Source organism: Aquamicrobium sp. YD-1-mutant5 (genome assembly GCF_059509755.1).
Genome location: NZ_JCAKKP010000003.1, coordinates 282,912 through 304,889 on the forward strand (window position 1 = coordinate 282,912; position 21,978 = coordinate 304,889).

The window sequence follows — 21,978 nt, forward strand, 5'->3', positions numbered from 1 at the left end:
TAGGTGACACCATCACCGCGACAGGGTCTGCTCCAGCTTCTGCTGAAGCGTCAGCGGCTCGCCGCTTATCCGCACCGTCTTGAGCCGCGCGGTTCCCCCCGCCACCACCTGCACCGTCGTCGCGGGCACGCCAAGGCTCTTTGCAACCAGCTTTTCCAGCGCCGTGTTGGCAGCCCCCTTTTCGGGCACCGCTCGCACGCGCGCCTTGAGGTAAATCTTCCCGTCAGCTGAAGCTTCGACGCCGCCCAGCTCGTCCTTCGACGATTTCGGCGTCAGCCGTACATAGAGGTCGAGCCCGTCGTCCCGAAGCCTGCAGGGCAGATCCACCACCTGTCCTACAGGAACAGCGGCGCCACGCTCATCAGCAGGAACTGGCGTACGAAGAACAGGACCAGCAGCAGGATGATCGGCGAGATGTCGATGCCGCCAAGGTCCGGCATGAAACGGCGGATCGGCCGCAGCGCCGGCTCGGTCAGCCTAAACAGCATGTTGCCGATGGTTCCGACGAACTGGTTGCGCGGATTGACGACGTTGAACGCATAGAGCCAGGAGAAGATGGCCGAGGCGATGATGATCCACCAGTAGAGGTCAAGCGCCAGGACGATAGTCTGGATAAGGGCGATCATGCGGGTCTCCGATTGTTGACGACATGTAGCCATTGCGGCCCGGACCGGCAAGTCCTGCATGGCCTCAGCTTTGCGGGCGAAAACACAAAATTGCGCGCTTGACAGTTTTCGTCCGCCGCACATAAATGCCCCATCCTGCTGATGGGGCTGTAGCTCAGCTGGGAGAGCGCGTCGTTCGCAATGACGAGGTCAGGGGTTCGATCCCCCTCAGCTCCACCAACTTCCCTGATTCCGTGCCATGTCAGACCAACTTCTTCTTGCCGGCTTTATGTCATGACAATGCTTGAGTGATGCGGCTCCTGTCGCTATACCGGCTTCATGACCGGTCAAGAAAAATCTCAGTTGCAGAACCTCTCGAAGATGCTGCGCAAGGAGCAGGCCGCTCTGCTGCTGGAAGCAGCCAGAAACAAAGCACTGCCAAGCAACAGCACCATTCAGCGCGTTGCCTATCTGGAACTCAATATTGCCGCCATCGAGAACACGATCGCCGATCCCGTTGGCTGATGACGAAGCTGCGGCCGATGTCTGCACGATCTTCAGATTGAGCGAACAACAGCTGAGGCTCGCGTCGTTTACCCTACCAGAACAAATCGCACGATTTCCCCATAAACCGGATTTTCACTCCCCATGATGGCTTGCCGTGATGGCGGGTGAAAGCGTTAATGCGTTCTTCAACCTGCTACCGTATCAGACGGCGGGATGAGAGTGTCAAAGCGCGCGGACGAGATGCCATTTCCGGCAGGACAAAAAGGGGTTGAGCTGGGCGTTCTGCGCGATCAGCTCGCTGATCTGCGATCCAGCCTTCTCATTTCGATGCCCATCAGCACCGTGCTTTCCGTGCTGATCGTTCTTGTCAAATCCATTTCCGGCGCCGACTGGACGACGTTCGCCTGGCTCGTGATCGTGAACCTGGTCAATGGCGCGCGCATTCTCCTGGCGCTACGCCAGCCGCAGAATGAAGAGCTGGAAAAACAGGATTACGCAACGCTCTCGAAGTGGCTGCGCGGCTACATGGCGCTGGCATTTCTGGCGGGCGTTGCCTGGGCATATGTCGCCGTTATCTCGGACGGCTTCATGGCTCCCGAAACACCCGTTTATCTGGTCATCGTCGCCGGCATCTCGGCCGGCGCGGTATCTTACAGTGCCTGCTATGCGGCGCTTCCCATTCTGTTCATGGCTCCTCCGCTGCTTGCGGTGGTGGTGTGCATGATCATGGGCGGAGAGCTAGACGACTACGTTCTCGCCTTTACGAGCACGCTGTTTTTCGGAGGGCTGGTGAAAAGCTCCTTCCTCGGGCAGGAACGCTTTCGTGAAACGAGCAGGCTCAAATATGAAGCCAATCACCATGCCGGTAAAATGGAGAAGAATTCCAGAGAAGACCCGCTTACGGGCCTTCTGAACAGGCGCGGACTTGAGCAGGCCGTCAGCCGCCTGAAACCTGCGGATGGCCCCTTCACGGCGATGCTCATCGATCTCGATGGCTTCAAATCGGTAAACGACACCTACGGCCACCGCGTCGGCGACGATCTGCTTCTGAAGATCGCGGGACGGATAAGGGCCGAGGCCCCGGCCGAGGCCACTCTGGCGCGCGTGGGCGGTGACGAATTCGTCCTGCTTTTCGGGCGCGCGGCCGCAGCCGATACCGAGCAGCTCGCCCTGCGCATCATCGCCTCGATTTCGCGGCCCTATGCCGGCATCAATTCCATTCAGGTCGGCGCGTCCGTCGGCATCCATGTTGCCGATGATCCGCATCTCACCCATATGCTGCTGCGCGCGGATTTTGCGCTCTACACGGCAAAGGACAGGGGGCGGAACAATCTGTGCATCTTCGATACCGTGCTTGAGGAGGCCTTCAGACGCCAGCAATGCATCGAACGCGACCTGAAGGCCGCGCTGGCATCGGGAGAGCTGCAAAGCTGGTATCAGCCGATCGTACGCCTCGACACGCGCAGGATCGTCGGCTTCGAGAGCCTGTTGCGCTGGGAGCATCCCGAGCATGGGCAGATTGCGCCACCAGAGATCATCACGACCGCGCGAGCCACAGGCCTGCTGCCGGCACTCACTGAAACCGTCTTCTGGAACGCCTGCGACATGATGGACAGGCTGCACGAGGAGGGCAGAAGCGGGATCCGTATCGCCATCAACATTTCCCCCCGGGAGCTCGAAGCAGCCGACATCGACACCATGATCCTCGAAGGTCTGGCCGAACGCGGATTGACGACTTCGATGCTGGAAATCGAGATTACCGAGGAAGCCCCCGTCGATCTGGGGCGGGTCGGCGAAAAACTCGGCCGGCTGGCCCGCGCCGGCATTTCGATCGTGCTGGATGATTTCGGGGCCGGCTTTTCCACGCTGGCCTCCCTCAAGGACGGCCGCATTTCCAAGGTCAAGATCGACCGCAGCTTTGCCAACGATCTGGCAGGCGCCAAGGAAAGCCGCCTGCTGATGAAGGCGGTCATAGACCTCGCGCACACGCTTGGCATCGAGGTGATGGCGGAAGGCGTGGAAACGCCGGATCAGGCGCGCATTCTGCAATCGATGGGCTGCGCATGCGCACAGGGATACCTGTTCTCGCCTGCGCTGCCGATCGATAAGGCACTGGCGCTGCAACGGGTTGGCGTGGCCTGAAATCCGGCCTGCTGCACGAAGCCCCCGCTCAGGCCGACTTTGCTGGAAAGAAGATCGCCCGGCCGGGATCGAAGTCATAGCGCGGCGCATGGATGGTGGCATCGCCGGCCATCTGCCTCACCGCATCGATGATGTAGTCCGCCTTGTCATCGTCGAGCAGAACGCTGAAGTTCAGCCGCGTGAATCCCGGCTTCGCCATCTCGTCTCCGGACAGGATCGCCTGCCGCAACTCCTGCGCGCGTCCCTCATCGATCGACAGCAGTCTCAGCACGTAAGGACCGGCGCAGGCGCAGCCGCCACGCGCCTGAATGCCGAAACGGTCGCTCAGCATGCGCGTCACCAGTTGCTGGTGCACATAGCCACCCCGGCCGTCCCGAATGCGAAACGAGAACACCGGCAACCGGCCCGGCACGGGCAGGCCAAGCAGTTCGAGATTTTCGACGCCCTGCCACGCGCGCGCGGCACGGCCAGCCAGTTCGCTGTTGCGGCGCTGCATGAAGTCCGCGCCTATCGCCTCCTTGATAAGGACGGAAAGCGCAGCGCGGATATCACCCACCACATTCGGGGTGCCGGCTTCTTCGCGTGCTTCGAGATTGCCGCTGTAGTCATGCGCCTGCGAAGTTACGAAACGCACCGTTCCGCCACCCGGCCATGAGGGCTTGCTGATCGCCGCCGCATCACGCCGAACCACCAGCACGCCGGAAGCACCGGGTCCGCCGATGAACTTGTGCGGCGACAACACGATAGCGTCGATCACCGCATCATCTTGCGGCGTCATGGCGATCGGCAGATAGGGACCGCCGCCGGCGTAGTCCCACACCATCAGCGCGCCTGCAGCCTTCACCATCCGCGTCAGGCCCGCAACATCGGCCACGATGCCGGTCACGTTCGATGCAGCGGAAAAGGCGCAAACCGTCAGATCAAAATCTGTCTCGCCCAGAGCATCGGCAAGCATCCCCGCATCGGGACCGCCCTGCGCAGCTTCCGCGATTTCCACGATGTCGGCACCGCTTTCGCGCCATGGAAGGATGTTGGAATGATGCTCGTAGGGGCCGATGATGACACGCACGCGCCGGCCGGACCGCACCGCCTCGGCAACGCCGAACAGGCTGACCAGCCGGTTGATGCCGGCGGTCGCGCCCGACCCGGTGAAGATGACCGCATGATCCCCGTCAGCGCCGCAATGATTGGCGATTACAGCACGCGCATCGCGCCGCAAACGGGTCATGAAGCCACCGCACCAGGACGCCTCGGTGTGGCTGTTGGCGTAATAGGGCAGCACCTCTTCCAGGACGAAGCGCTCCACCTGCCGCAAGGCCCGCCCCGAGGCGACATAATCGGCATAGACCATGGGCTTCATGCCGAACGGGCCGTCGATGACGGCGTCCCCCCCGATCAGGCCGGCGCGCAGCTCCGCCACGATGTCTTCCCGCGCCAGTTCCTGCCGAAACCGGTCCAGCGGACTGCCGCCAAACTGCGCCGAAACCGTCATTTGCCCACCTCTGACCCATTCGAAGATACGAGATGGAAGATTCTACGCGGATTATCGGTTGAAACTTCACCTGTTTAATGCACAGAATGACAAAAATTGGGTCACATGATCTAAGAATGGCGAAAATTGACAGCATCGACCTCAGAATTCTGAACTGCCTGCAACAGCGGGCCGGCCTGTCGCAGCGCGATCTGGCCGAGCAAACCGGCATTTCGCAGAATGCCTGCTGGCGGCGTTTGCAGCGGCTGACGAGCGACGGCATCCTGCGCGGCTCGCATGCCGACATCGACCTCTCCGCGCTTGGGCTCGACCTGACCGTGCTCGTCATGATCCGCACGCGCCATCATTCGAAGGAATGGGCGGAACGCTTTCGCAAGCATGTCGAGAAGCTGCCGGAGGTCATCGACTTCTACCGGATCGGCGGCGACTGGGATTACATGGTGAAGGTGATCACCCGCGGCATGGCCGGCTATGACGCCTTCTATCAAAGGCTGATCACCGACTTCGATCTGGCGACCGTCACCGGTTATTTTTCGATGGAAGCGATCATCGACAACCGCCCGGTGGATCTGCTGCGCCTGCGACAGGCAGCGTCACGATAGCCCTGTCGCAGGCCATATCCGGCAACTTCCGTGTGGCCGCTGCCGGGTATGGTTGTGCCTTACCTGTTCTTTTTCAGGGCCGCAGCCGGCGCGGCCGCCTTGGCGGCGTCATCCATGAGCTCGTACCACATGGCGTTCAGCACCGCGAAAGCGGCGGCGAGCGGCAGGCCGAGCAGCCAGGCGAAATACCACATTTCACGTCTCCTTTGCGTCAGTAAGCGTGGCCGCTGCCGTCGCGGATTTCCTTCTCGTCCACCTTGCCCCACAGCACATGGTAGACCCAGCTCGTATAGGCGACGATGAGCGGGATGAAGATCGCCGTCACCACCAGCATGATGAACAGGGTGAGATGGCTGGAAGAGGCGTCCCAGACCGTCAGGCTGGAGTTGGGATCGAGCGACGACGGCAGGATCATCGGGAACATCGACAGGCCGACCGTCGAGATGATGCCGAGGATCGAGATGGCACTGGCCAGCACCGGCAAGACCTCGCGCCTGCCTCTCTGCAGGGCCAGATTGGCGAGCGCCCCGACGAAGCCCAGCGCTGGCGCGATGATCGTCCACGGATGGTTGCCATAGTTCTCGAACCACACACCGGATGCCCGCTCCACGGTCTTGGCGAGCGGGTTGGAGGGTCCGTCCGTCACCACCGCGCTGGTGATGTGATAGCCATCGATCCCCAGCCACAGCCAGATGCCTCCGAGCGCGAACAGGACGATCGTGACGATCGCCGCCCCCGCGCCATAGCGGCGCGCGCGTGCCGCAACCGTGTCCTCGGTCTTGAGCACCAGCCATGAGGCGCCGTGCATGACCAGCATGGCCACCGAAAGCAGCCCGCACAGCAGGCCGAACGGATTGAGCAGCTCGAACAGCGTCGTCCCGTCATAGAAGATGCGCAGATCCGTGCCGAACCGGAACGGCACGCCCTGCAGCACATTGCCGACCGCCACGCCCATCACCAGCGCCGGCACGAGGCCGCCGATGAACAGGGCCCAGTCCCAGCCGCTGCGCCACGCGGCACTTTCGCGTTTGGAACGGTACTTGAAACCGACCGGGCGCAGGATCAGCGCGAACAGGATGGCGAACATGGCGAGGTAGAAGCCGGAGAAGGACACGGCGTAAAGCGGCGGCCAGGCGGCGAAGATCGCTCCGCCGCCGAGGATCAGCCACACCTGATTGCCTTCCCAGACGGGGCCGACCGTGTTGATGACGACGCGGCGCTCGACATCGTCCCTGCCGACGAAGGGCAGTAGCATGCCGGTGCCGAGATCGAAACCGTCCATGACGGCGAAGCCGATCAGCAGCACGCCGAGCAACAGCCACCAGATGACCCTCAGGGTCTGATAGTCGAGAAGTTCATGCAGGATCATGTCATCTACTCCGCCGGAGCGAGGGAAGGAGGCGCAAGCCGGGTGCGCGGGGCGTGGTCGGCCTCCGGACCCTTGCGGATTGCGGCCAGCATCAGCGCCATTTCAACGACGAACAGCACCGAATAGATCAGCGAGAAGCCGACAATGGTGGTCAGCACCGTGGCGGCACCGAGATTGGAGACGGCAGCCGCTGTCGGCAGAACGCCCTCGATGATCCATGGCTGGCGTCCGAATTCGGCGACGATCCAGCCGCATTCGGCCGCGATCCACGGCAGTGGGATGGCGAACACGCCGACGCGCAGCAGCAACGGATAGCGGTCGAGCTGATGGCGGGCCGAAAGGTAGAAGAACACGGCCGTCAGCGCGATGAAAAAGAAGCCCAGCCCCACCATGATGCGGAAGGTCCAGAACAGCGTCGGAACGTTGGGCACGGTATCCCATGCTGCCTGCGCGATCTGCTCGTCGCTGGCCTGCGTCGGGTCGTCGAGATAGGGCTTCAGCAGAAGCGCATAGCCGAGGTCCGCGCCATTTTCCTCGAACGTCGTGCGCGCGGCTTCCGGTATGGCCGCATCGCTGCCGGCCGCCCGGATTTCCTGGAGCGCGCCATAGGCCGCCATGCCGTTGCGGATGCGCGTCTCGGCATGGGCTACGAGGTCTTCGATGCCGGGGATTTCGGTGGTCAGCGAGCGCGTGCCGATCAGGCCCATCACCCACGGAATATGGACGGCATAGTGGGTCTTGCGCGCTTCCTGATCGGGAAAGCCGATGGCGGTGAAGGCGGCAGGCGCCGGCTCGGTCTTCCACATCGCCTCGATGGCCGCGAGCTTCATCTTCTGATGCTCGGTGGAGAGGTAGCCGCTCTCGTCACCCAGCACCACCACCGACAGCGATGCGGCGAGGCCGAACGAAGCCGCGACGGTGAGCGAGCGCTTGGCGAGTTCGAGATGGCGTCCCTTCAGCAGATACCAGGCCGAAACGCCGAGCACGAAGATCGATGCCGTGACGTAGCCGGCCGAGACGGTGTGCACGAATTTCGCCTGCGCCACCGGATTGAACAGCACGGCGGCAAAATCGTTGACCTCCATGCGCATGGTCTGCGGATTGAAGGAGGATCCCACGGGGTTCTGCATCCACCCGTTGGCGATGAGAATCCACAGCGCCGAGAAGTTGGAGCCGATGGCCACCGCCCATGTCGCGGCCAGATGGCCGAGGCGCGAGAGCTTGTCCCAGCCAAAGAAGAACAGGCCGACGAAGGTCGCTTCGAGGAAGAACGCCATCAGCCCTTCGATCGCCAGCGGCGCGCCGAAGATGTCACCTACATAATGGCTGTAATAGCTCCAGTTCATGCCGAACTGGAATTCCATAACGATGCCGGTGGCCACGCCCATGACGAAGTTGATGCCGAACAGCGTGCCCCAGAACTTGGTCATCTGGCGCCAGATGTCGCGGCCGGTCATCACATAGACGGTTTCCATGATCGCGATGACCACGGACAGGCCGAGCGTCAGCGGCACGAACAGGAAGTGGTAAAGAGCGGTGATCGCGAACTGAAGTCGCGACAGATCGACAATATCGAGTTCCATGGCTACTCCGGCTTTCCGGCCTCCCTGGCTGATGTGACGCCTTTTCCCGGCGTCGAGAACTCTGTGCTCAGTCCGGCCGCAGCCGGTCGAGCAATCTGCGATAGCCTTCGCTGCCGCGCGTGAAATCATTCTCCACCCGGCCCTCCTCCATGACCACGATGCGGTCGGCTAGTTCCGCTTCGCGGCGTATATGCGTGACGATGACGAGCGTGCGACCGTCCGCACAGGCGCCGATGCAGTCGACGACATCGCGCGCCGTCGCGCCGTCAACGCCCTCGGTGGGCTCGTCGAGCAGCCACACCGGCGTGTCCCGCAGCAACAGGCGGGCCAGCGCCAGCCGGCGCGCCTGACCGGTGGAAAGGCCGGTGCCGCCCTCGCCCAGCATCGTGTCCAGGCCTTCGGGCAGTTCGGCCACGAAGGTGCCAAGTCCGGCCGCATGCAGCGCCTGCATCATTTCGCCGTCGCCGGCATCGGCACGGGCAAGCTGAAGATTGCCGCGCAACGTGTCGCGAAACAGCTCCGTGCGCTGGGTGAGCAGGGTGGTGGGCAGCGTGGCCACAGTTCCCGCCCGCGGGACCAGTTCGCCCGCGATCAGCGACAGCATGGTGGACTTGCCGGCCCCGCTGGTGCCGATCAGGGCAACGCGCTCGCCCTGGACGATGGAAAGCGACTGGCCTTGCAGAACCGGGCGTTCGCCGCAGCGGTAGGAAAACGTCGCATTCGCTATTTCAACCGCATTGGCGGAGCTGGCAGGGCGGGCGGCGCCGCGCACCTCATCTGCTGCATCGCCAAGCTTCGGCCCCAGCCTGCGGGCGGACAGCAGGACGCGCCCAAGCTCCAGCGCGCCACGGCGCAGGCCGGCGAAAGGTTCGAGACAGGCAAGCGCCACGAACACGGCCAGCGCCGCGACCGGCGCGCCGATGGCGCCGCTCTCCGCCAGCATGGCGGCGGCGACCAGCGTGATCGCCAGCAGAGCCGCGCCGGCAATGGCGAAGGCAAAGCCCGTATTGGTTTCGATGCGGTTCAGCGCATCGTCGGCGGCGGCAAGCCGCGCATCGGCATGGGAAACCCCTGCTGCCTGTGCCACGAGCCTGTTCGTCATCACCAGATCGGTCTGGCCGCGCATCAGGTCGATGGTGCGCGAGCGCAGCACTTCCAGCGCATGGGCGCGCCGCCGCGCCGGCTTTTGCGCACGCGCGGCGGCAACCGCCGGAATGGCAAGCCCGCACGAAAAGAGCAGGAGACCGATGCCAATGCCCAGAACCGGCGCGATGACCCCGAGCACGGCAGCCGTCACCAGCGCCGAACCAAGCGCCGCCACCAGCGGCACCGCGACCCGCAGGTAAAGCGAATCCAGCGCATCGATGTCGACGGTGAGCCTGAACAGCAGCCGCGACGGACGGGCCGCGAGGCTGCGCGCATGCATGTCGGTGGCGAAGCCGCGGAACACCCGCTCGCGCAGGCGCGCCAGCACCTTCAATGTCGCATCATGCGTGACCAGTCGTTCGCCGTAGCGGGAAAAGGTGCGGGCAAGCGCCAGGAAGCGAATGCCGGCGGCGGGCGCGAACACGTCGAAGGCAAGCGCGGTCGCCACGGAGACCCCGGCCATCGCGGTGGCCGTAATGAACCAGCCGGACAGGCCGAGCAGCGCAATGCCCGCCAGCGCGGTGCACAGCGCCAGCAGCGCACCGGCCGCAAGCATCATCCGGTTGCCGGACCAGAACAGCGCGGCGACAGCGCGCAGATGCCGCAAAGCGCTCATGTCCGCTCCCCTTTCCCGGCTGCGTCACCAAGCGTGACGATACGATCCATTCGGGCCGCCAGAACCGGATCATGGGTGGCGACGATAAGCGTGCGCCCTTCGGCGATGTCCAGCAGCATATCGGTGATCTCGCCGGCCGTGCGGCGGTCGAGGTGTGCGGTCGGCTCATCGGCCAGCACGAGCCCGGCGCCGGGTGTTGCGGCCGCACGCGCAATGGCAAGACGAAGCGCCTCGCCGCCGGAAAGCCCGGCCCCGCCCTCGCCCAGAAGCACGGACATGCGGTCCCGTGCCACGTCACCGAGACGTGCGGCATCGAGCGCGGCATCGACCGCGTCGTCCAGACCCGGACGGCCAACCGTAACATTGCCCGCGAGCGTTCCCGCAAAGATATGCGGCGACTGGCCGACCCACGCCATGCCCGCCCGCAGCCGCGCCGCCGTCTGCGGCCTCAACGTCTCCCCGCCGATGCGGATGGTGCCGGCTTCCGGCACCGCAAGCCCGGCGATCAGCGCCAGCAGGGTGGACTTGCCGCCACCGCTCGGCGCCATGACGGCCACGCGCTCGCCCGGCGCAATATCCAGCGACAGGCCATCGAAGACCGGACGACTATGCTCCGGGCGGTCCTGTCCGGCGTGGCTGAAATGGAGATCATCGATGGCGATGCCCACAGCGGCGCCATCGGCTTTCGCCGTGCCAGCCCGCTCGGCGGCAACGATGGCCTCGCCGGCTGCCGCCACTTTTTGCAGGGCTTCCAGAGCCGCCACGCCGGCGGCGCGGTCGTGCCAGACGGCGGACAGGTCGCGCATGGGCTCGAAGAAGGCCGGCGCGAGCATGAGGATGAACACGCCCTCAGTCAGCGACATTTGCCCGCCCCATGCCCCGAACGAGAGCTGGCCGAGGAAATGGAACCCGACATAGACGGCCACCATGGCGACGCCCAGCGCCGAAAACAGCTCCAGCACCGCCGAGGACAGAAAAGCGATGCGCAGCACCGCCATGGTGCGGCTGCGCAGGAGATCGGCTTCCTCGCGCAGGCGCAACGCCGTGCGGTCGACCGCGCCGAAACTGCGGATCGTGGCAAGGCCGCGCAGCCGGTCGAGCAGGAAGGCGTTCATATCGCCCATCTTGGCAAGCTGGCGCTCGCTCGCCTCCTTCGCCCGCCAGCCTACCAGGGCCATGAAGATCGGGATCAGCGGCAGCGCGATCAGCATGATCAGGGCAGCCACCCACGAAAGAGGCAGGACGCAAACGAAGATGGCCAGCGGAACGATCACGGCGCGCCAGCGCAGCGGCTGGAAACGCGCGACATAGGGCACCACAGCCTCGGCCTGCTCGGCCATCGTGCTGGCGACGAAGCCGGATGACGGACGAGACGCATCGAGCGGCGAGCGGGTGGCGAGCACCGAAACGGCATGGTCGCGCAGCCGTGAAAGTTCCCGCCGCGCGGCGGCGAAGGCAAGACGCGAACCTGCCCGGTCCATGCCCGCCCGCACCACGCCAAGCAGGAAGACCCCGACGGCCGGCCAGATCACCGCGTTCATTCCGGCACCGGCAGCGATATCGCCGATGGCCAGCGCCAGCAGAGCGGCCTGCCCGATCCAGATCAGCGATGCGGCAGACTGAAGAGCTATCGGCAGCCTGCCCGGCGACGCGGACGGCTTTGAAGCGCGGCGACGGCGCTTCGTCCCGACCGCAACCTGCTCCGGAATTTGGGGGTTTTCGGCTTCAGCCGGCCTCCGCAGGGCGGGTTCCTCAGCCAGTTGCCGGGCAATCGCCGTGTCGAGCGCACTCACGGTTGTCCGTCCCCCCTGCGTTTGCGGCCAAGCGAGACGATGCGATCCTTCGCATCGAGCAGCCTCGTCACCTTTGAGCCGAGGCTGAGCAGTGTCGCCAGCCGTTCCGTATCGAGTCGTTTGACGTCATCATACCAGTTCGTGAGCTGTTCGATGAGTCCGTTCATCTCCATAAGGCGGGACTGGGCGTAACGTTCCTCTTCGCTGCCCGGCTGCTGCATGAGAAGCTCGCGCAGCACCGAAAGGGTGGGATCGACCTCGCGCTTCTTGCGCTCCTCTGCCAGCGTGCGCAGGATCTGCCAGATGTCATCGGGTGCGGCGAAGAAATCGCGACGGTCGCCGGGAATGTGGCGCAGCATCACCAGATTCCACGCCTGAAGCTCGCGCAGCCCCATGGAGACGTTGGAGCGCGAAATGCCGAGCCCGTCCACGATCTGATCTGCGCAGAGAGGTCCAGGCGACACATAGAGCAGCGCGTAGATCTGGCCGACCGTGCGGTTGATGCCCCAGCGGCTGCCCATCTCGCCGAAGTGCAGTACGAAAGACTGTATGAGTGGCGGAAGGTTCATGATTGACCAATTTTCAGAAATTTCTGAAAATTCAGTACGTCCCGCCACGCCGGAAGTCACTTGGGCACCATGTCGCACCCGTACACGTACAAAAGGAAATCTGTGCGAACGTCAGGGAAAGCTGGCCGCAACCAGCTTCAGAAGCCGATCGTTTCCTCGAACCGGTCCCAGGAACGATACATTTCGTATCGCCCAACCCCGCGGATCGGCACATGGCCGTAATAGGGTGAAAGCTGCAGCTCGGCCGCGATCTCGCCCTTGCCGGCGATCGCACCCGTATAGATGGCCGATGCCAGCCCGGTGCGGTTCGCACCATGGTCGCAATGCACCAGAAGCGGCTTTTCCGCGTCGCGCATCAGGGCGGCAAGTTCGGCAGACTTTTCGACAGGCAGGCCCTTCGAAGAGGACATCGGGAAATCGATGATCCTGATGCCACGGCCCTCCGCCGCCGCGCGCGCTGCCAGCGCTTCGGCATCGGGGGTCTCGTTGCGCAGGTTGATGATGGTGCGGATCCGGTAGCGGTCCGCATAGGCCGCGACGTCGTCCCCGTCCGGTTGTCCGGAGCGGTAGAATTCGCCCGGTATCACCTCATGGAAGTTGCCGAGCAATTGCTGCACGCCCATATGAGCGCCCATCAACAGCGGGGCGCCGAGCAATACGGCGGCGAATACCCATATACGTCGCAATGCAGACTTCCCCGCCTTTGATCCCGGCTACTCCTGACAGCGAATTGCGACAGGAACAAGAATGCGCCGTACGGCCATTGCCGCAGGCTCAGTTGCGGCCGGTCAGGCGGGTGAAATGGCCCATCTTGCGGCCGGGACGCGCCTCTGCCTTTCCATAGAGATGGACAAGGACGTCCGGTTCCGCCACGAGTTCAGGCACGCGCGCGACATCGTCGCCGATCAGGTTCTCCATCACGCAGGCGCTGTGATGGCGCGTGTCGCCCAGCGGCAACCCGGCAATGGCCCTGATGTGCTGTTCGAACTGCGAAACGACGCAGGCGGCTTCGGTCCAGTGGCCTGAATTGTGCACCCGCGGCGCGATCTCGTTGACCAGCACCGACCCGTCGTCCAGCACGAAGAACTCCACGCCGATGACGCCCACATAGCCGAGCGCTTCGAGTATCGAGGCGGCTGCCGCCCGCGCAACGTCGGCGGTAGTGTCGGGAACGGCGGCAGGCACGGTGGAGGTGTGCAGGATGCCGTCGCGATGGACGTTGCGCGCCGGCGCATAGGTCTCCACCCTGCCGTCCGCGCCCCGCGCACCGATCACCGAAATCTCGCACCCGAAGGAAATGAGCCCTTCGAGGATCAGCGGCACCGACCCCATCGCCTCGAAGACGCCGGAATAGCTGCCGCTTTCCATATGGCGAAACACGCGCTGGCCCTTGCCGTCATAGCCCATGCGGCGCGTCTTCAGCACGCCGTTGCCGCCGAAGCTGTGCAGGGCGGACGCAAGGTCCGCGTCGCTGTCGACGGCAAGGAAGGGGGCCGTGTCGATACCGATGCCGTTGAGGAACTGCTTTTCGCTCAGCCGGTCCTGCGACACCTCCAGCGCGCGGGGCGGCGGCAGCACGGGCACGCGCCCGGCGAGCCTCTCGGCGGCCTCCACCGGCACATTCTCGAACTCATAGGTTATGACATCGCTGATTGCGGCCAGTTCGGCCAGCCCGGCCGGATCGTCATAGGCGGCCACGATCTGCCGGTTCGCCACCTGCGCGGCCGGGCAATCGGCCTGCGGCTCCAGCACCGCGATGCGGTAACCGAGGCGGGCGGCGGCCATGGCCAGCATGCGGCCAAGCTGGCCGCCGCCGACGATGCCGATTGTCGATCCGGGCGCCAGCATCACGCGTCGTCCTTCGGCTCGAGGGCAACCTTGTCGGTCTGCGCGGCGCGCCAGGCTTCCAGCCGCCCGGCCAGCGCATCGTCGGTGAGTGCCAGCACGGCAGCGGCCAGAAGTGCCGCATTGACCGCGCCGGCCTTGCCGATGGCCAGCGTGCCGACCGGAATGCCGGCCGGCATCTGCACGATCGACAACAGCGAATCCTGTCCGGACAGCGCCTTCGATTCCACCGGCACGCCAAACACGGGCAGCGACGTCATCGCCGCCGTCATGCCCGGCAGATGCGCGGCCCCGCCGGCACCGGCCACCACCACCTTGTAACCGGCAGCCTTCGCGCCGTGGGCAAAGTCATAGAGACGTTGCGGCGTGCGATGCGCGGAAACGATGAGGCTTTTGTGGGACACACCAAGCTCGGCGAGCGTTTCGGCGGCGTGGCGCATGGTCGCCCAGTCAGACTGGCTGCCCATGATGATGGCGACATCGGCTTGTCGGTCGGTCAATGGCCTGCTCCCGTCAGCTAAAGCGGCGACGTAGCGGAATTTTCGCCCCCCCGCAAGGACGAGAAGTGCGGCGGGCACTGCTGATCCCGTCCTGTCCGAATTGACACGCCGTGCCAGCGATGCTTAGCGTCGCAACCGGAACTGGTTCCGATTACGGATGAAAAGGGAACACGGTCTGCCGCATTGCCGGCAAAGCCGCGACTGCCCCCGCAACTGTAGCCGCCGAGCCTCCCCCGATATGCCACTGGATCTTGACGCTCCGGGAAGGCGGCGGGAGGCAATGACGCGGAAGTCAGGAGACCTGCCGGTTCCGGTCACCCATGTCTGATCTCGGGGTGAGATCGGGCGCGGCCGTCCGCAGCGGTGACACGAAACGTGTTGCCGCGTGCCGGTACGGCCGGGGGTGCAGACTGCACCTCCCCTGCCTGCCAGTTCCCGGTGAAAGGCTGTTTTTCCGGGCGCACCCGTGCCCGGCAGGGGGAAATGACGATGAGAACAACGATTCTGGCGGCCAGCATCTGCTCGCTGACGCTTACCGGTACTGTCCGGGCGCAGGATGAAGGTCTGCAGGCCGGCGATTCATCGAGCTGAAGACGATTTCGGTAACCGCCAACCGCACCCCGACCCAAAAGAACAAGGTCGGCTCGAAGGTGGAGCGGATCACGCAGGCGGAAATCGGGGCGAAATCCCGTCCGGTCCTCAGCGACTATCTGAACCTGCTGCCCGGCGTTTCGGTTGCCAGAAATGGCGGCCTCGGCGGCACAACCGGCCTTTTCGTGCGCGGACTTGGCTCCGGCTACGTCAAGACGCTCTACAATGGCATCGACATTTCCGATCCAACCGGCACACAGGTGCTGACGCATTACCAGTATCTTCTCACCGGCGGCATCAGCAATGTGGACGTTCTGAAGGGCTCCCAGAGCACCCTCTACGGTTCCAGTGCCATAGCCGGTCTGGTGAACATCTCGACACTCGGCCAACCGGACAGCGGCATTCACCATACGGTTGAGGCCGAGGGCGGTTCTTTCGGCACCGTGCGCGGCCGCTACGGATTTGCGGCTGCGAACGAAGGATCGGGATTCGCAGGCAACATCTCGGGACTGCACACCGACGGCATCTCGGCCCTGGCAGACGGCCGGGAGCGGGATGGCCTCGACAGTCTGAATATCGACCTAACCGCCGAACACAGGATCAACGAAGCCTTTTCGGTCTTCGGCTCGATCCTTCACCTCAATTCCAAGGCCGAGTTCGATGGCACAGGCCCTGACGATCCCGACAGCTATGAGCAGGCGAGGATGACCGGAGGCCGGTTCGGCCTCAATTTCGATCTCATGGACGGCAGGCTGAAGAACACCGTCTCCGCTCAAGGTTTCAAATCGGACCGTGAAAGCGTGTGGGGTGGTTCCCCCAGTTCCTTCATCGGCACGCGGCAGAAGATCGACTATCAGGGATCGTTCGAGGCGACGGAACGAGTTCTCCTGCAATATGGCCTCGACCATGAAAAACAGGAAGCCGACGATGCCGGCGGCGGCAGCCCGCTGGGCAAGTTCGACCTCACCAGCGTGTGGGCTCAGGCGGTTCTCGAACCCATGAATGATCTGGTGCTCACCGCTGGACTTCGCCATGACGAGCATTCCGAATTCGGCGGCCACACCACCTATCGCGGCACGGCGTCCTACCTGTTTGCCACCACAGGAACCCGCCTTCATTCATCTTATGGAACAGGTTTTCGCGCGCCCAGCCTATATGAACTGTATGCGCCGGCAAGCCAGTGGGGCCCAATTGGCAATTCGGGGCTTCAACCGGAAACCAGCAAAAGCTTCGATATTGGAATCGAACAATCACTGCTTGAAGGCAAGCTGCTTGCCGATCTCACCTATTTCAGAATTGACGTTGATAACCTGATTACATTTGGCTCAGGTTATGAGCAAACTCCCGGCACCACGCGCTCGAAAGGTGTCGAAGCTTCCTTCACCTACGCCGCCACCGGCTGGCTCGACCTCGGCGGGTCCTACACCTACACGGATTCGCGCAAGGCGGACGGCACCCATAACGTCCGTATTCCGCGACATGCCGTTGTCCTTTCGGCCGAAGCCCGGCCCGCCGAAAAATGGACCATTGGCGCAGACGTGAAATTCGTCGCGGATGTCGTGGACGGCGGCGCAAAGCTGGATGATTATGTGCTGCTCAACGCCAAAGTCGCCTACCAACTCACCGAGTCCACGCAGATCTACCTTCGGGGTGAAAACCTGCTCAACGAGAACTACCAGACCGTGAAAGACTACGGCACACCCGGCATCGCTGCCTTCGCCGGAATCAAGGCGAAGTTCTAAAGCAGTTCCAGCAAAAGTGCGCAGCGGTTTTGCGTCCGGAACTGCGTGAAAACAAGGAGATAGAGCATTGGAAGTGATCCCTTTTTCACCGGAAATGCTCTAGTGCCAGGAGGCAACCGCCGAAAGCATTCCCCTTTGCGCGCCACTTTTGCGGCATGGCGCGCAAATCTGCTGATGGCATTTGCCTTGGGTCTTTCCGTGATGCCGACCCTTGCGCAGGATACCGCGCCCCACCGCGTCGTCTCCCTGAACCTGTGTACCGACCAGCTCGCCATGCTGATTGCAGGCGAAGGGCAGCTTCATTCGGTCTCCGTGCTGGCCAGCGACCCGCGCAGCTCGGCGATGGCGCGGCAGGCCGAAGCCTTCGCGATCAATCACGCGCTTGCCGAGGAAATCTTCCTCATGCAACCCGACCTCGTTCTCGCCGGCACCTTCTCCTCGCGCGCCACCGTCGGGCTGCTGCGCCGTCTGGGATTCAGGGTGGAGGAATTCGCCCCGGCAACCTCCTTTGACGATGTCCGTAACCATATCGCCCGCATCGGTGAACTCCTCCATCGCCAGCAGCGCGCCGCCGAACTGGTCGCCGAGGTGGACGCCGGCCTTGCGCGTCTCGCCACCGGCCCACGATCCGGCCGCACCATCGCGCTCTATGAGCCAAACAGCTACACGGCAGGCAGCGGCACGCTGGCCAACGAGATCTTCACCGCGGCGGGGTTGGTCAACATCGCCGAAAGGCTGGGAATCGCCGGCTCGGCGCGCCTGCCGCTGGAGCAGCTCATCATGGCAAAACCCGATCTGATCGGCCGTTCCAGCAGCGATTACGGCGCACCGGCGCTGGCGCAGGAAAACCTCGTCCACCCGGCTTTCCGTGCCCTCGCAGGGCAGCAGGTCGTCGACCTGCCGGTCGCGAAAATGATCTGCGGCGCGCCCTTCACCCTCGATGCCGCCTTCATGCTGCAGGATGCGGCGGGGGAACAGAGCCAGCCATGAACGCCGATCGCCGTTACCATCTCCTGATCGCGCTGCTTGCCGCGCTCACCCTGGTGCTGTTCCTGCTGTCGCTGACGGTCGGCCCGGCGGCGGTCGGCGTTGCCGACAGCATGGCCGCGCTGTTCTCCGGCAAAGCCGATGGCGTTGCCCTCATCATGCGCGAGATCAGGCTGCCGCGCGCCATTCTCGGGCTGATGATCGGCGCAACGCTCGGGCTCTCCGGCGCTGTCCTGCAAGGCTATTTGCGCAATCCTCTGGCCGAACCCGGCCTGCTCGGCATCAGCGCTTCGGCCTCGCTGGGGGCTGTGCTCGCCATCTATACCGGCCTGTCCGCCGCCTTCCTGCTCGCTCTGCCGCTTGCCGCCCTTGCCGGCGCGGTAGCCGCCGTTCTGGTCGTGCAGGCCCTTGCCGGTGCGCGGGGGTCGGCCCTCATCGTCATTCTCGCCGGCATTGCCGTCACCAGCTTCGCCGGGGCCATGACCTCGCTGGCGCTCAACCTGTCGCCCAATCCGTTCGCAGCCCTTGAGATCATGTTCTGGATGCTGGGCTCGCTCACCGACCGCTCGATGACGCATGTGTGGCTCTCCGCGCCCTTCATGCTGATCGGCTGGATCATGCTGGGCTCGCTGGGGCGGGCGCTCGATGCGCTCACCCTCGGCTCGGAAACCGCATCCTCGATGGGCATCGAATTGCGCCGCGTGCAATTTCTGGCCGTGTTCGGCACGGCCGCCAGCGTCGGTGCCGCGACGGCCGTGGCCGGCGCCATCGGCTTCGTCGGGCTGGTGGTGCCGCACATCCTGCGCCCGCTGGTGGGGGCGCGGCCGTCGCGCCTGCTGCCGGCCAGCGCGCTCGGCGGTGCATCCATGGTGCTCGGCGCCGACACACTGGTGCGCATCATCGCGCCCGAGCGCGATCTCAAGCTTGGCGTGCTCACCGCAATCGTCGGTGCCCCGTTCTTCCTCTGGCTCGTCTTCCGCACCCGCAGGAGCCTCATGTGACACTGCTCTCTGTTGAAAACCTTTCCGTCAGGCTCGGGCACCGACAGGTGCTGAACGGGCTGGGCTTCGATGTCGAAGCCGGCGAATTCGTCGGGCTGATCGGTCCGAACGGAGCGGGCAAATCGACCCTTCTACGCTCGGTGCTCGATCTGGTGCCGACACAGGGCCATGTCCGCCTGTCCGGCGAAGCCGCCAGAGCCATGGACGCGCGCCGGCGCGCGGCCCGCGTTGCCTATCTGGCCCAGGAGCGCGAAATCGCATGGGCCGTGCCGGTGGAAACGATCGTGGCCCTCGGCCGCGAACCCCACCGAACAGGCTTTGCCGCTCTGACCACACATGACAGAACGATCATCGACGCCGCCATGCAGCGCATGGACATCGAGGCCTTCCGCAACCGTATCGCCACCGAGCTTTCGGGCGGCGAAAAGGCACGGGTTCTGACGGCCCGCGCACTGGCGCAGGACGCGCCGCTGCTGCTGGCCGACGAGCCGACGGCCGGCCTCGATCCAGCCCATCAGATTTCGCTGATGCGCCTGTTCGCCTCGCTTGCCGCGGGCGGAAAAAGCGTGATCGCCTCTCTGCACGACCTTGGACTCGCGGCGCGCTGGTGTTCGCGCCTGCTGCTGCTTCATGAGGGCCGCATCGTGGCCGATGGTTCACCGAAACAGGTGCTCACCCCGCAGAACCTGCGCGACATCTATGGCGTGGAAGCCTTTTTCGGCGAAGCCGGCGGCACGCCGGTCATCCAGCCGCTCGATCTGGCAGATGTGCTGCCCTGATCAGCCCTGCACCCTGCCCGCCCCGGGCGGACGCTTGCGGGTGGCAAGGAAGCGACTGACGCGTGCACCCGGAGGGGGCGCCGCTACTTTCAGCGGCTTCATGCCGTCGTCCAACTCGCCGGAGAGATCGAGCGTGGCGCGTTCGCCCACCGCATCAAAGTTCTCCTCCAGCCAGTCGCTGGCCGCATCGCGCCCAAGATCGCGCAGATATTCCAGAAACGCCCATTCGGCGTTGATCTTGGACGAAGCTGACAGGCCCTTGAACGCCGCATCTGCATCGATGCGATGCATGCGGATATCGCGGTAATCGCCATGCGGCAGGCGCCCTGCCGCGATCAGTTCCTTGACGAAGGCAATGGCGCGGAATTCGCGCAGCAAGGCTGCATTGAACGCGATCTCGTCCATGCGGTTCTGGATCTCGCTGGAGCTGGTCGGCACGCCCTCGCGCTGCACCGGGTTGATCTGGACCAGCAGCACGTCCTCGGTCTCGGTTGCCCTGAAAAAGGGAAACAGCGCCGGATTGCCCCCATAGCCGCCGTCCCAGTAAGGCACGCCATCGATCTCGACCGCGCGGAACAGTTGCGGCAGGCAGGCGGAAGCCATCACCGTGTCGCGGTCGATCTCGCCATCGGAAAACACTCGGATCTGGCCGGTCTCGACATTGGTGGCCGAGATGAACACCTGCATGGCCTTGCAGGAGCGCACATTGTCGAAATCGATCTCGCTTTCGATCACATCGCGCAGCGGATTGAGACCGAGCGGATTGGCCAGATAGGGCGACACCACGCGTGACATGGTGTCGAACCAGATGTAGCCGGGCGAATTCTCGATCGACCAGTTGCCCCACAGCACATCCCATGGCGTGCGCTGCACCGGGCTGAAACGGCCCTTTCGCGCCACGGCGCGCCAGAAATCCTCCAGCTTGGTGCGCGCGCCTTCGGCACCGCCGCGCACGAAGCCGTCGGCCAGCGCAACCGCGTTCATGGCGCCCGCGCTTGTGCCGGAAACGGCGACAATGTCGAGCCTGTCGTCTTCCAGCAGGCGATCCAGAACCCCCCATGTGAAGGCGCCATGCGACCCACCGCCCTGCAGGGCGATGTTGATCTTCTTGCGCTGCACCGTGTTACCGTTGGCCCGCATATGCGATCCTTCCGAAGGCTGAGGAGTGAGTGGAGACGGGCGGCGCCTACTGCGCCACCCAGCCGCCATCGACGGAGATATGCGTGCCGTTGACCTGCGCGGCGGCCTCCGAGCAGAGGTATGTGACAGCGGCCGCAACCTGCTCCACGGTGACGAATTCCTTGGTCGGCTGCCTGTCCAGCATCACCTCGCGAACAACCGTGTCGCGGTCCATGTTGTTGGCCTTCATCTGGTCGGGGATCTGCGCCTCGACCAGCGGGGTGAGCACATAGCCGGGGCACACCGCATTGCAGGTGATGTGGTCGCGCGCGACTTCCAGCGCCACGGTCTTGGTCAGGCCCATGATACCGTGCTTGGCCGCGACATAGGCCGACTTGAACGGCGAGGCGACGAGCCCGTGGGCCGAGGCGATGTTGACGATGCGCCCGCCGCCTTCCCGCTTCATCAGCGGGATCGCCGCCGCAATGGTGTGAAAGGCCGAGGACAGGTTGATGGCGATTATGGCATCCCATTTCTCGACGGGAAATTCCTCGACCGGCGCCACATGCTGGATGCCTGCATTGTTGACGAGGATATCGACCGACCCGAAACGCTCGGCCGCCTTCGCCACCAGGGCGCGGCATTCGGCGGGCTTCGACATGTCGGCCCCGATATAGGCCGCTTCCACCTTGTGGTCGCGGGCTATTTCTGCCGCAACTTCATGGTCCTCGGGCCTGTCGGAAAACGAATTCACGACCACGTTGCAGCCCTGCGCGGCAAGCGCGCGGGCAATGGCGAGGCCGATTCCGGAGGTGGAGCCGGTTACAACTGCGGTTCTGGTGGCGCTCATGACGGTCCTTTCCGCGATGGCAGGGATAAAAATGCTGCGCTGCAATATATGCGACAAACGGGGCAAAACCAGCCCACTCTGGCGAAAAAGCGATGTTTCGAGAATCCTTTGCCGCCCGATTGTTGACTGATAGGATCATG

At 64.1% G+C, this 21,978-nt stretch carries 21 protein-coding genes, 1 tRNA gene and 1 riboswitch; of the genes, 8 read left to right on the forward strand and 14 right to left on the reverse strand.

Annotation, left to right across the window (positions count from 1 at the left end; translation table 11 throughout):
- Positions 1 to 12: 12 nt before the first annotated feature.
- Positions 13 to 327, reverse strand: coding sequence for a DUF167 family protein (locus AC5XE7_RS05765; protein WP_495365198.1), 315 nt, complete (start codon positions 325 to 327; stop codon positions 13 to 15).
- An 8-nt stretch (positions 328 to 335) separates the two neighbouring features.
- A complete protein-coding gene (locus AC5XE7_RS05770) occupies positions 336 to 626 on the reverse strand; it encodes a YggT family protein (RefSeq protein ID WP_183824769.1) in 291 nt (96 codons plus the stop codon).
- A gap of 143 nt (positions 627 to 769) precedes the next feature.
- On the opposite strand from AC5XE7_RS05770, the gene AC5XE7_RS05775 reads away from it, so the two are divergent.
- The 3 genes from AC5XE7_RS05775 to AC5XE7_RS05785 all read left to right on the forward strand — a co-directional run bounded on the left by AC5XE7_RS05775 (position 770) and on the right by AC5XE7_RS05785 (position 3,254).
- Positions 770 to 845, forward strand: a tRNA-Ala gene (locus tag AC5XE7_RS05775).
- A gap of 123 nt (positions 846 to 968) precedes the next feature.
- Positions 969 to 1,130 carry a hypothetical protein gene (locus AC5XE7_RS05780; RefSeq protein WP_239799772.1) on the forward strand — a complete coding sequence of 54 codons (162 nt, stop codon included), beginning with the start codon at positions 969 to 971 and terminating at the stop codon, positions 1,128 to 1,130.
- 201 nt (positions 1,131 to 1,331) lie between these two features.
- Positions 1,332 to 3,254: a putative bifunctional diguanylate cyclase/phosphodiesterase gene (locus AC5XE7_RS05785; RefSeq protein ID WP_495365201.1), complete on the forward strand. Its 1,923-nt coding sequence runs from the start codon at positions 1,332 to 1,334 to the stop codon at positions 3,252 to 3,254.
- A gap of 28 nt (positions 3,255 to 3,282) precedes the next feature.
- Here AC5XE7_RS05785 and AC5XE7_RS05790 read toward each other — a convergent pair whose 3' ends face one another.
- On the reverse strand, positions 3,283 to 4,746 hold the full coding sequence (locus AC5XE7_RS05790) for an aminotransferase class V-fold PLP-dependent enzyme (protein WP_495365202.1): 1,464 nt from the start codon (positions 4,744 to 4,746) through the stop codon (positions 3,283 to 3,285).
- 116 nt (positions 4,747 to 4,862) lie between these two features.
- Between AC5XE7_RS05790 and AC5XE7_RS05795 the strand changes: the two genes are divergently transcribed.
- Positions 4,863 to 5,348 carry an Lrp/AsnC family transcriptional regulator gene (locus tag AC5XE7_RS05795; protein WP_495365204.1) on the forward strand — a complete coding sequence of 162 codons (486 nt, stop codon included), beginning with the start codon at positions 4,863 to 4,865 and terminating at the stop codon, positions 5,346 to 5,348.
- 59 nt (positions 5,349 to 5,407) lie between these two features.
- On the opposite strand, the gene cydX is transcribed toward AC5XE7_RS05795, so the two are convergent.
- The 9 genes from cydX to purE form a co-directional block, all read right to left on the reverse strand.
- A complete protein-coding gene (cydX, locus tag AC5XE7_RS05800) occupies positions 5,408 to 5,542 on the reverse strand; it encodes a cytochrome bd-I oxidase subunit CydX (RefSeq protein ID WP_495365206.1) in 135 nt (44 codons plus the stop codon).
- 17 nt (positions 5,543 to 5,559) lie between these two features.
- Positions 5,560 to 6,717 carry a cytochrome d ubiquinol oxidase subunit II gene (gene cydB, locus AC5XE7_RS05805; protein ID WP_495365208.1) on the reverse strand — a complete coding sequence of 386 codons (1,158 nt, stop codon included), beginning with the start codon at positions 6,715 to 6,717 and terminating at the stop codon, positions 5,560 to 5,562.
- Positions 6,718 to 6,722: 5 nt separating this feature from the next.
- Positions 6,723 to 8,300, reverse strand: coding sequence for a cytochrome ubiquinol oxidase subunit I (locus AC5XE7_RS05810; protein ID WP_495365210.1), 1,578 nt, complete (start codon positions 8,298 to 8,300; stop codon positions 6,723 to 6,725).
- A 67-nt stretch (positions 8,301 to 8,367) separates the two neighbouring features.
- Positions 8,368 to 10,062 (reverse strand): amino acid ABC transporter ATP-binding/permease protein, encoded by a 1,695-nt coding sequence (locus AC5XE7_RS05815; RefSeq protein WP_495365211.1) that lies wholly within the window; start codon positions 10,060 to 10,062, stop codon positions 8,368 to 8,370.
- Positions 10,059 to 11,771 carry a thiol reductant ABC exporter subunit CydD gene (gene cydD / locus AC5XE7_RS05820; protein ID WP_495365515.1) on the reverse strand — a complete coding sequence of 571 codons (1,713 nt, stop codon included), beginning with the start codon at positions 11,769 to 11,771 and terminating at the stop codon, positions 10,059 to 10,061. The genes AC5XE7_RS05815 and cydD overlap by 4 nt, the downstream gene beginning before the upstream one ends.
- A gap of 80 nt (positions 11,772 to 11,851) precedes the next feature.
- Entirely contained in the window at positions 11,852 to 12,424 is a 573-nt protein-coding gene (locus AC5XE7_RS05825) for a GbsR/MarR family transcriptional regulator (RefSeq protein WP_495365213.1), read from the reverse strand.
- Positions 12,425 to 12,561: 137 nt separating this feature from the next.
- A complete protein-coding gene (locus AC5XE7_RS05830) occupies positions 12,562 to 13,059 on the reverse strand; it encodes a fused DSP-PTPase phosphatase/NAD kinase-like protein (protein WP_495365517.1) in 498 nt (165 codons plus the stop codon).
- A 139-nt stretch (positions 13,060 to 13,198) separates the two neighbouring features.
- Positions 13,199 to 14,275 carry a 5-(carboxyamino)imidazole ribonucleotide synthase gene (locus AC5XE7_RS05835; protein ID WP_495365215.1) on the reverse strand — a complete coding sequence of 359 codons (1,077 nt, stop codon included), beginning with the start codon at positions 14,273 to 14,275 and terminating at the stop codon, positions 13,199 to 13,201.
- Positions 14,272 to 14,769 carry a 5-(carboxyamino)imidazole ribonucleotide mutase gene (gene purE, locus AC5XE7_RS05840; RefSeq protein WP_495365217.1) on the reverse strand — a complete coding sequence of 166 codons (498 nt, stop codon included), beginning with the start codon at positions 14,767 to 14,769 and terminating at the stop codon, positions 14,272 to 14,274. The genes AC5XE7_RS05835 and purE overlap by 4 nt, the downstream gene beginning before the upstream one ends.
- Positions 14,770 to 14,894: 125 nt before the next feature.
- A riboswitch (cobalamin riboswitch) is annotated at positions 14,895 to 15,092 on the forward strand.
- Positions 15,093 to 15,365: 273 nt separating this feature from the next.
- Between purE and AC5XE7_RS05845 the strand changes: the two genes are divergently transcribed.
- The 4 genes from AC5XE7_RS05845 to AC5XE7_RS05860 all read left to right on the forward strand — a co-directional run bounded on the left by AC5XE7_RS05845 (position 15,366) and on the right by AC5XE7_RS05860 (position 19,869).
- Positions 15,366 to 17,102 (forward strand): TonB-dependent receptor plug domain-containing protein, encoded by a 1,737-nt coding sequence (locus AC5XE7_RS05845; RefSeq protein ID WP_495365518.1) that lies wholly within the window; start codon positions 15,366 to 15,368, stop codon positions 17,100 to 17,102.
- A gap of 135 nt (positions 17,103 to 17,237) precedes the next feature.
- Positions 17,238 to 18,092: an ABC transporter substrate-binding protein gene (locus tag AC5XE7_RS05850; RefSeq protein ID WP_495365219.1), complete on the forward strand. Its 855-nt coding sequence runs from the start codon at positions 17,238 to 17,240 to the stop codon at positions 18,090 to 18,092.
- Positions 18,089 to 19,090 (forward strand): FecCD family ABC transporter permease, encoded by a 1,002-nt coding sequence (locus tag AC5XE7_RS05855; protein ID WP_495365221.1) that lies wholly within the window; start codon positions 18,089 to 18,091, stop codon positions 19,088 to 19,090. The genes AC5XE7_RS05850 and AC5XE7_RS05855 overlap by 4 nt, the downstream gene beginning before the upstream one ends.
- Positions 19,087 to 19,869 (forward strand): ABC transporter ATP-binding protein, encoded by a 783-nt coding sequence (locus AC5XE7_RS05860; RefSeq protein ID WP_495365223.1) that lies wholly within the window; start codon positions 19,087 to 19,089, stop codon positions 19,867 to 19,869. Before AC5XE7_RS05855 ends, AC5XE7_RS05860 begins: the two co-directional genes overlap by 4 nt.
- On the opposite strand, the gene AC5XE7_RS05865 is transcribed toward AC5XE7_RS05860, so the two are convergent.
- Positions 19,870 to 21,009, reverse strand: a complete 1,140-nt coding sequence (locus AC5XE7_RS05865) for a patatin-like phospholipase family protein (protein WP_495365225.1) — start codon at positions 21,007 to 21,009, stop codon at positions 19,870 to 19,872.
- A gap of 46 nt (positions 21,010 to 21,055) precedes the next feature.
- Positions 21,056 to 21,838 carry a 3-hydroxybutyrate dehydrogenase gene (locus AC5XE7_RS05870; protein ID WP_495365227.1) on the reverse strand — a complete coding sequence of 261 codons (783 nt, stop codon included), beginning with the start codon at positions 21,836 to 21,838 and terminating at the stop codon, positions 21,056 to 21,058.
- Positions 21,839 to 21,978: the final 140 nt, after the last annotated feature.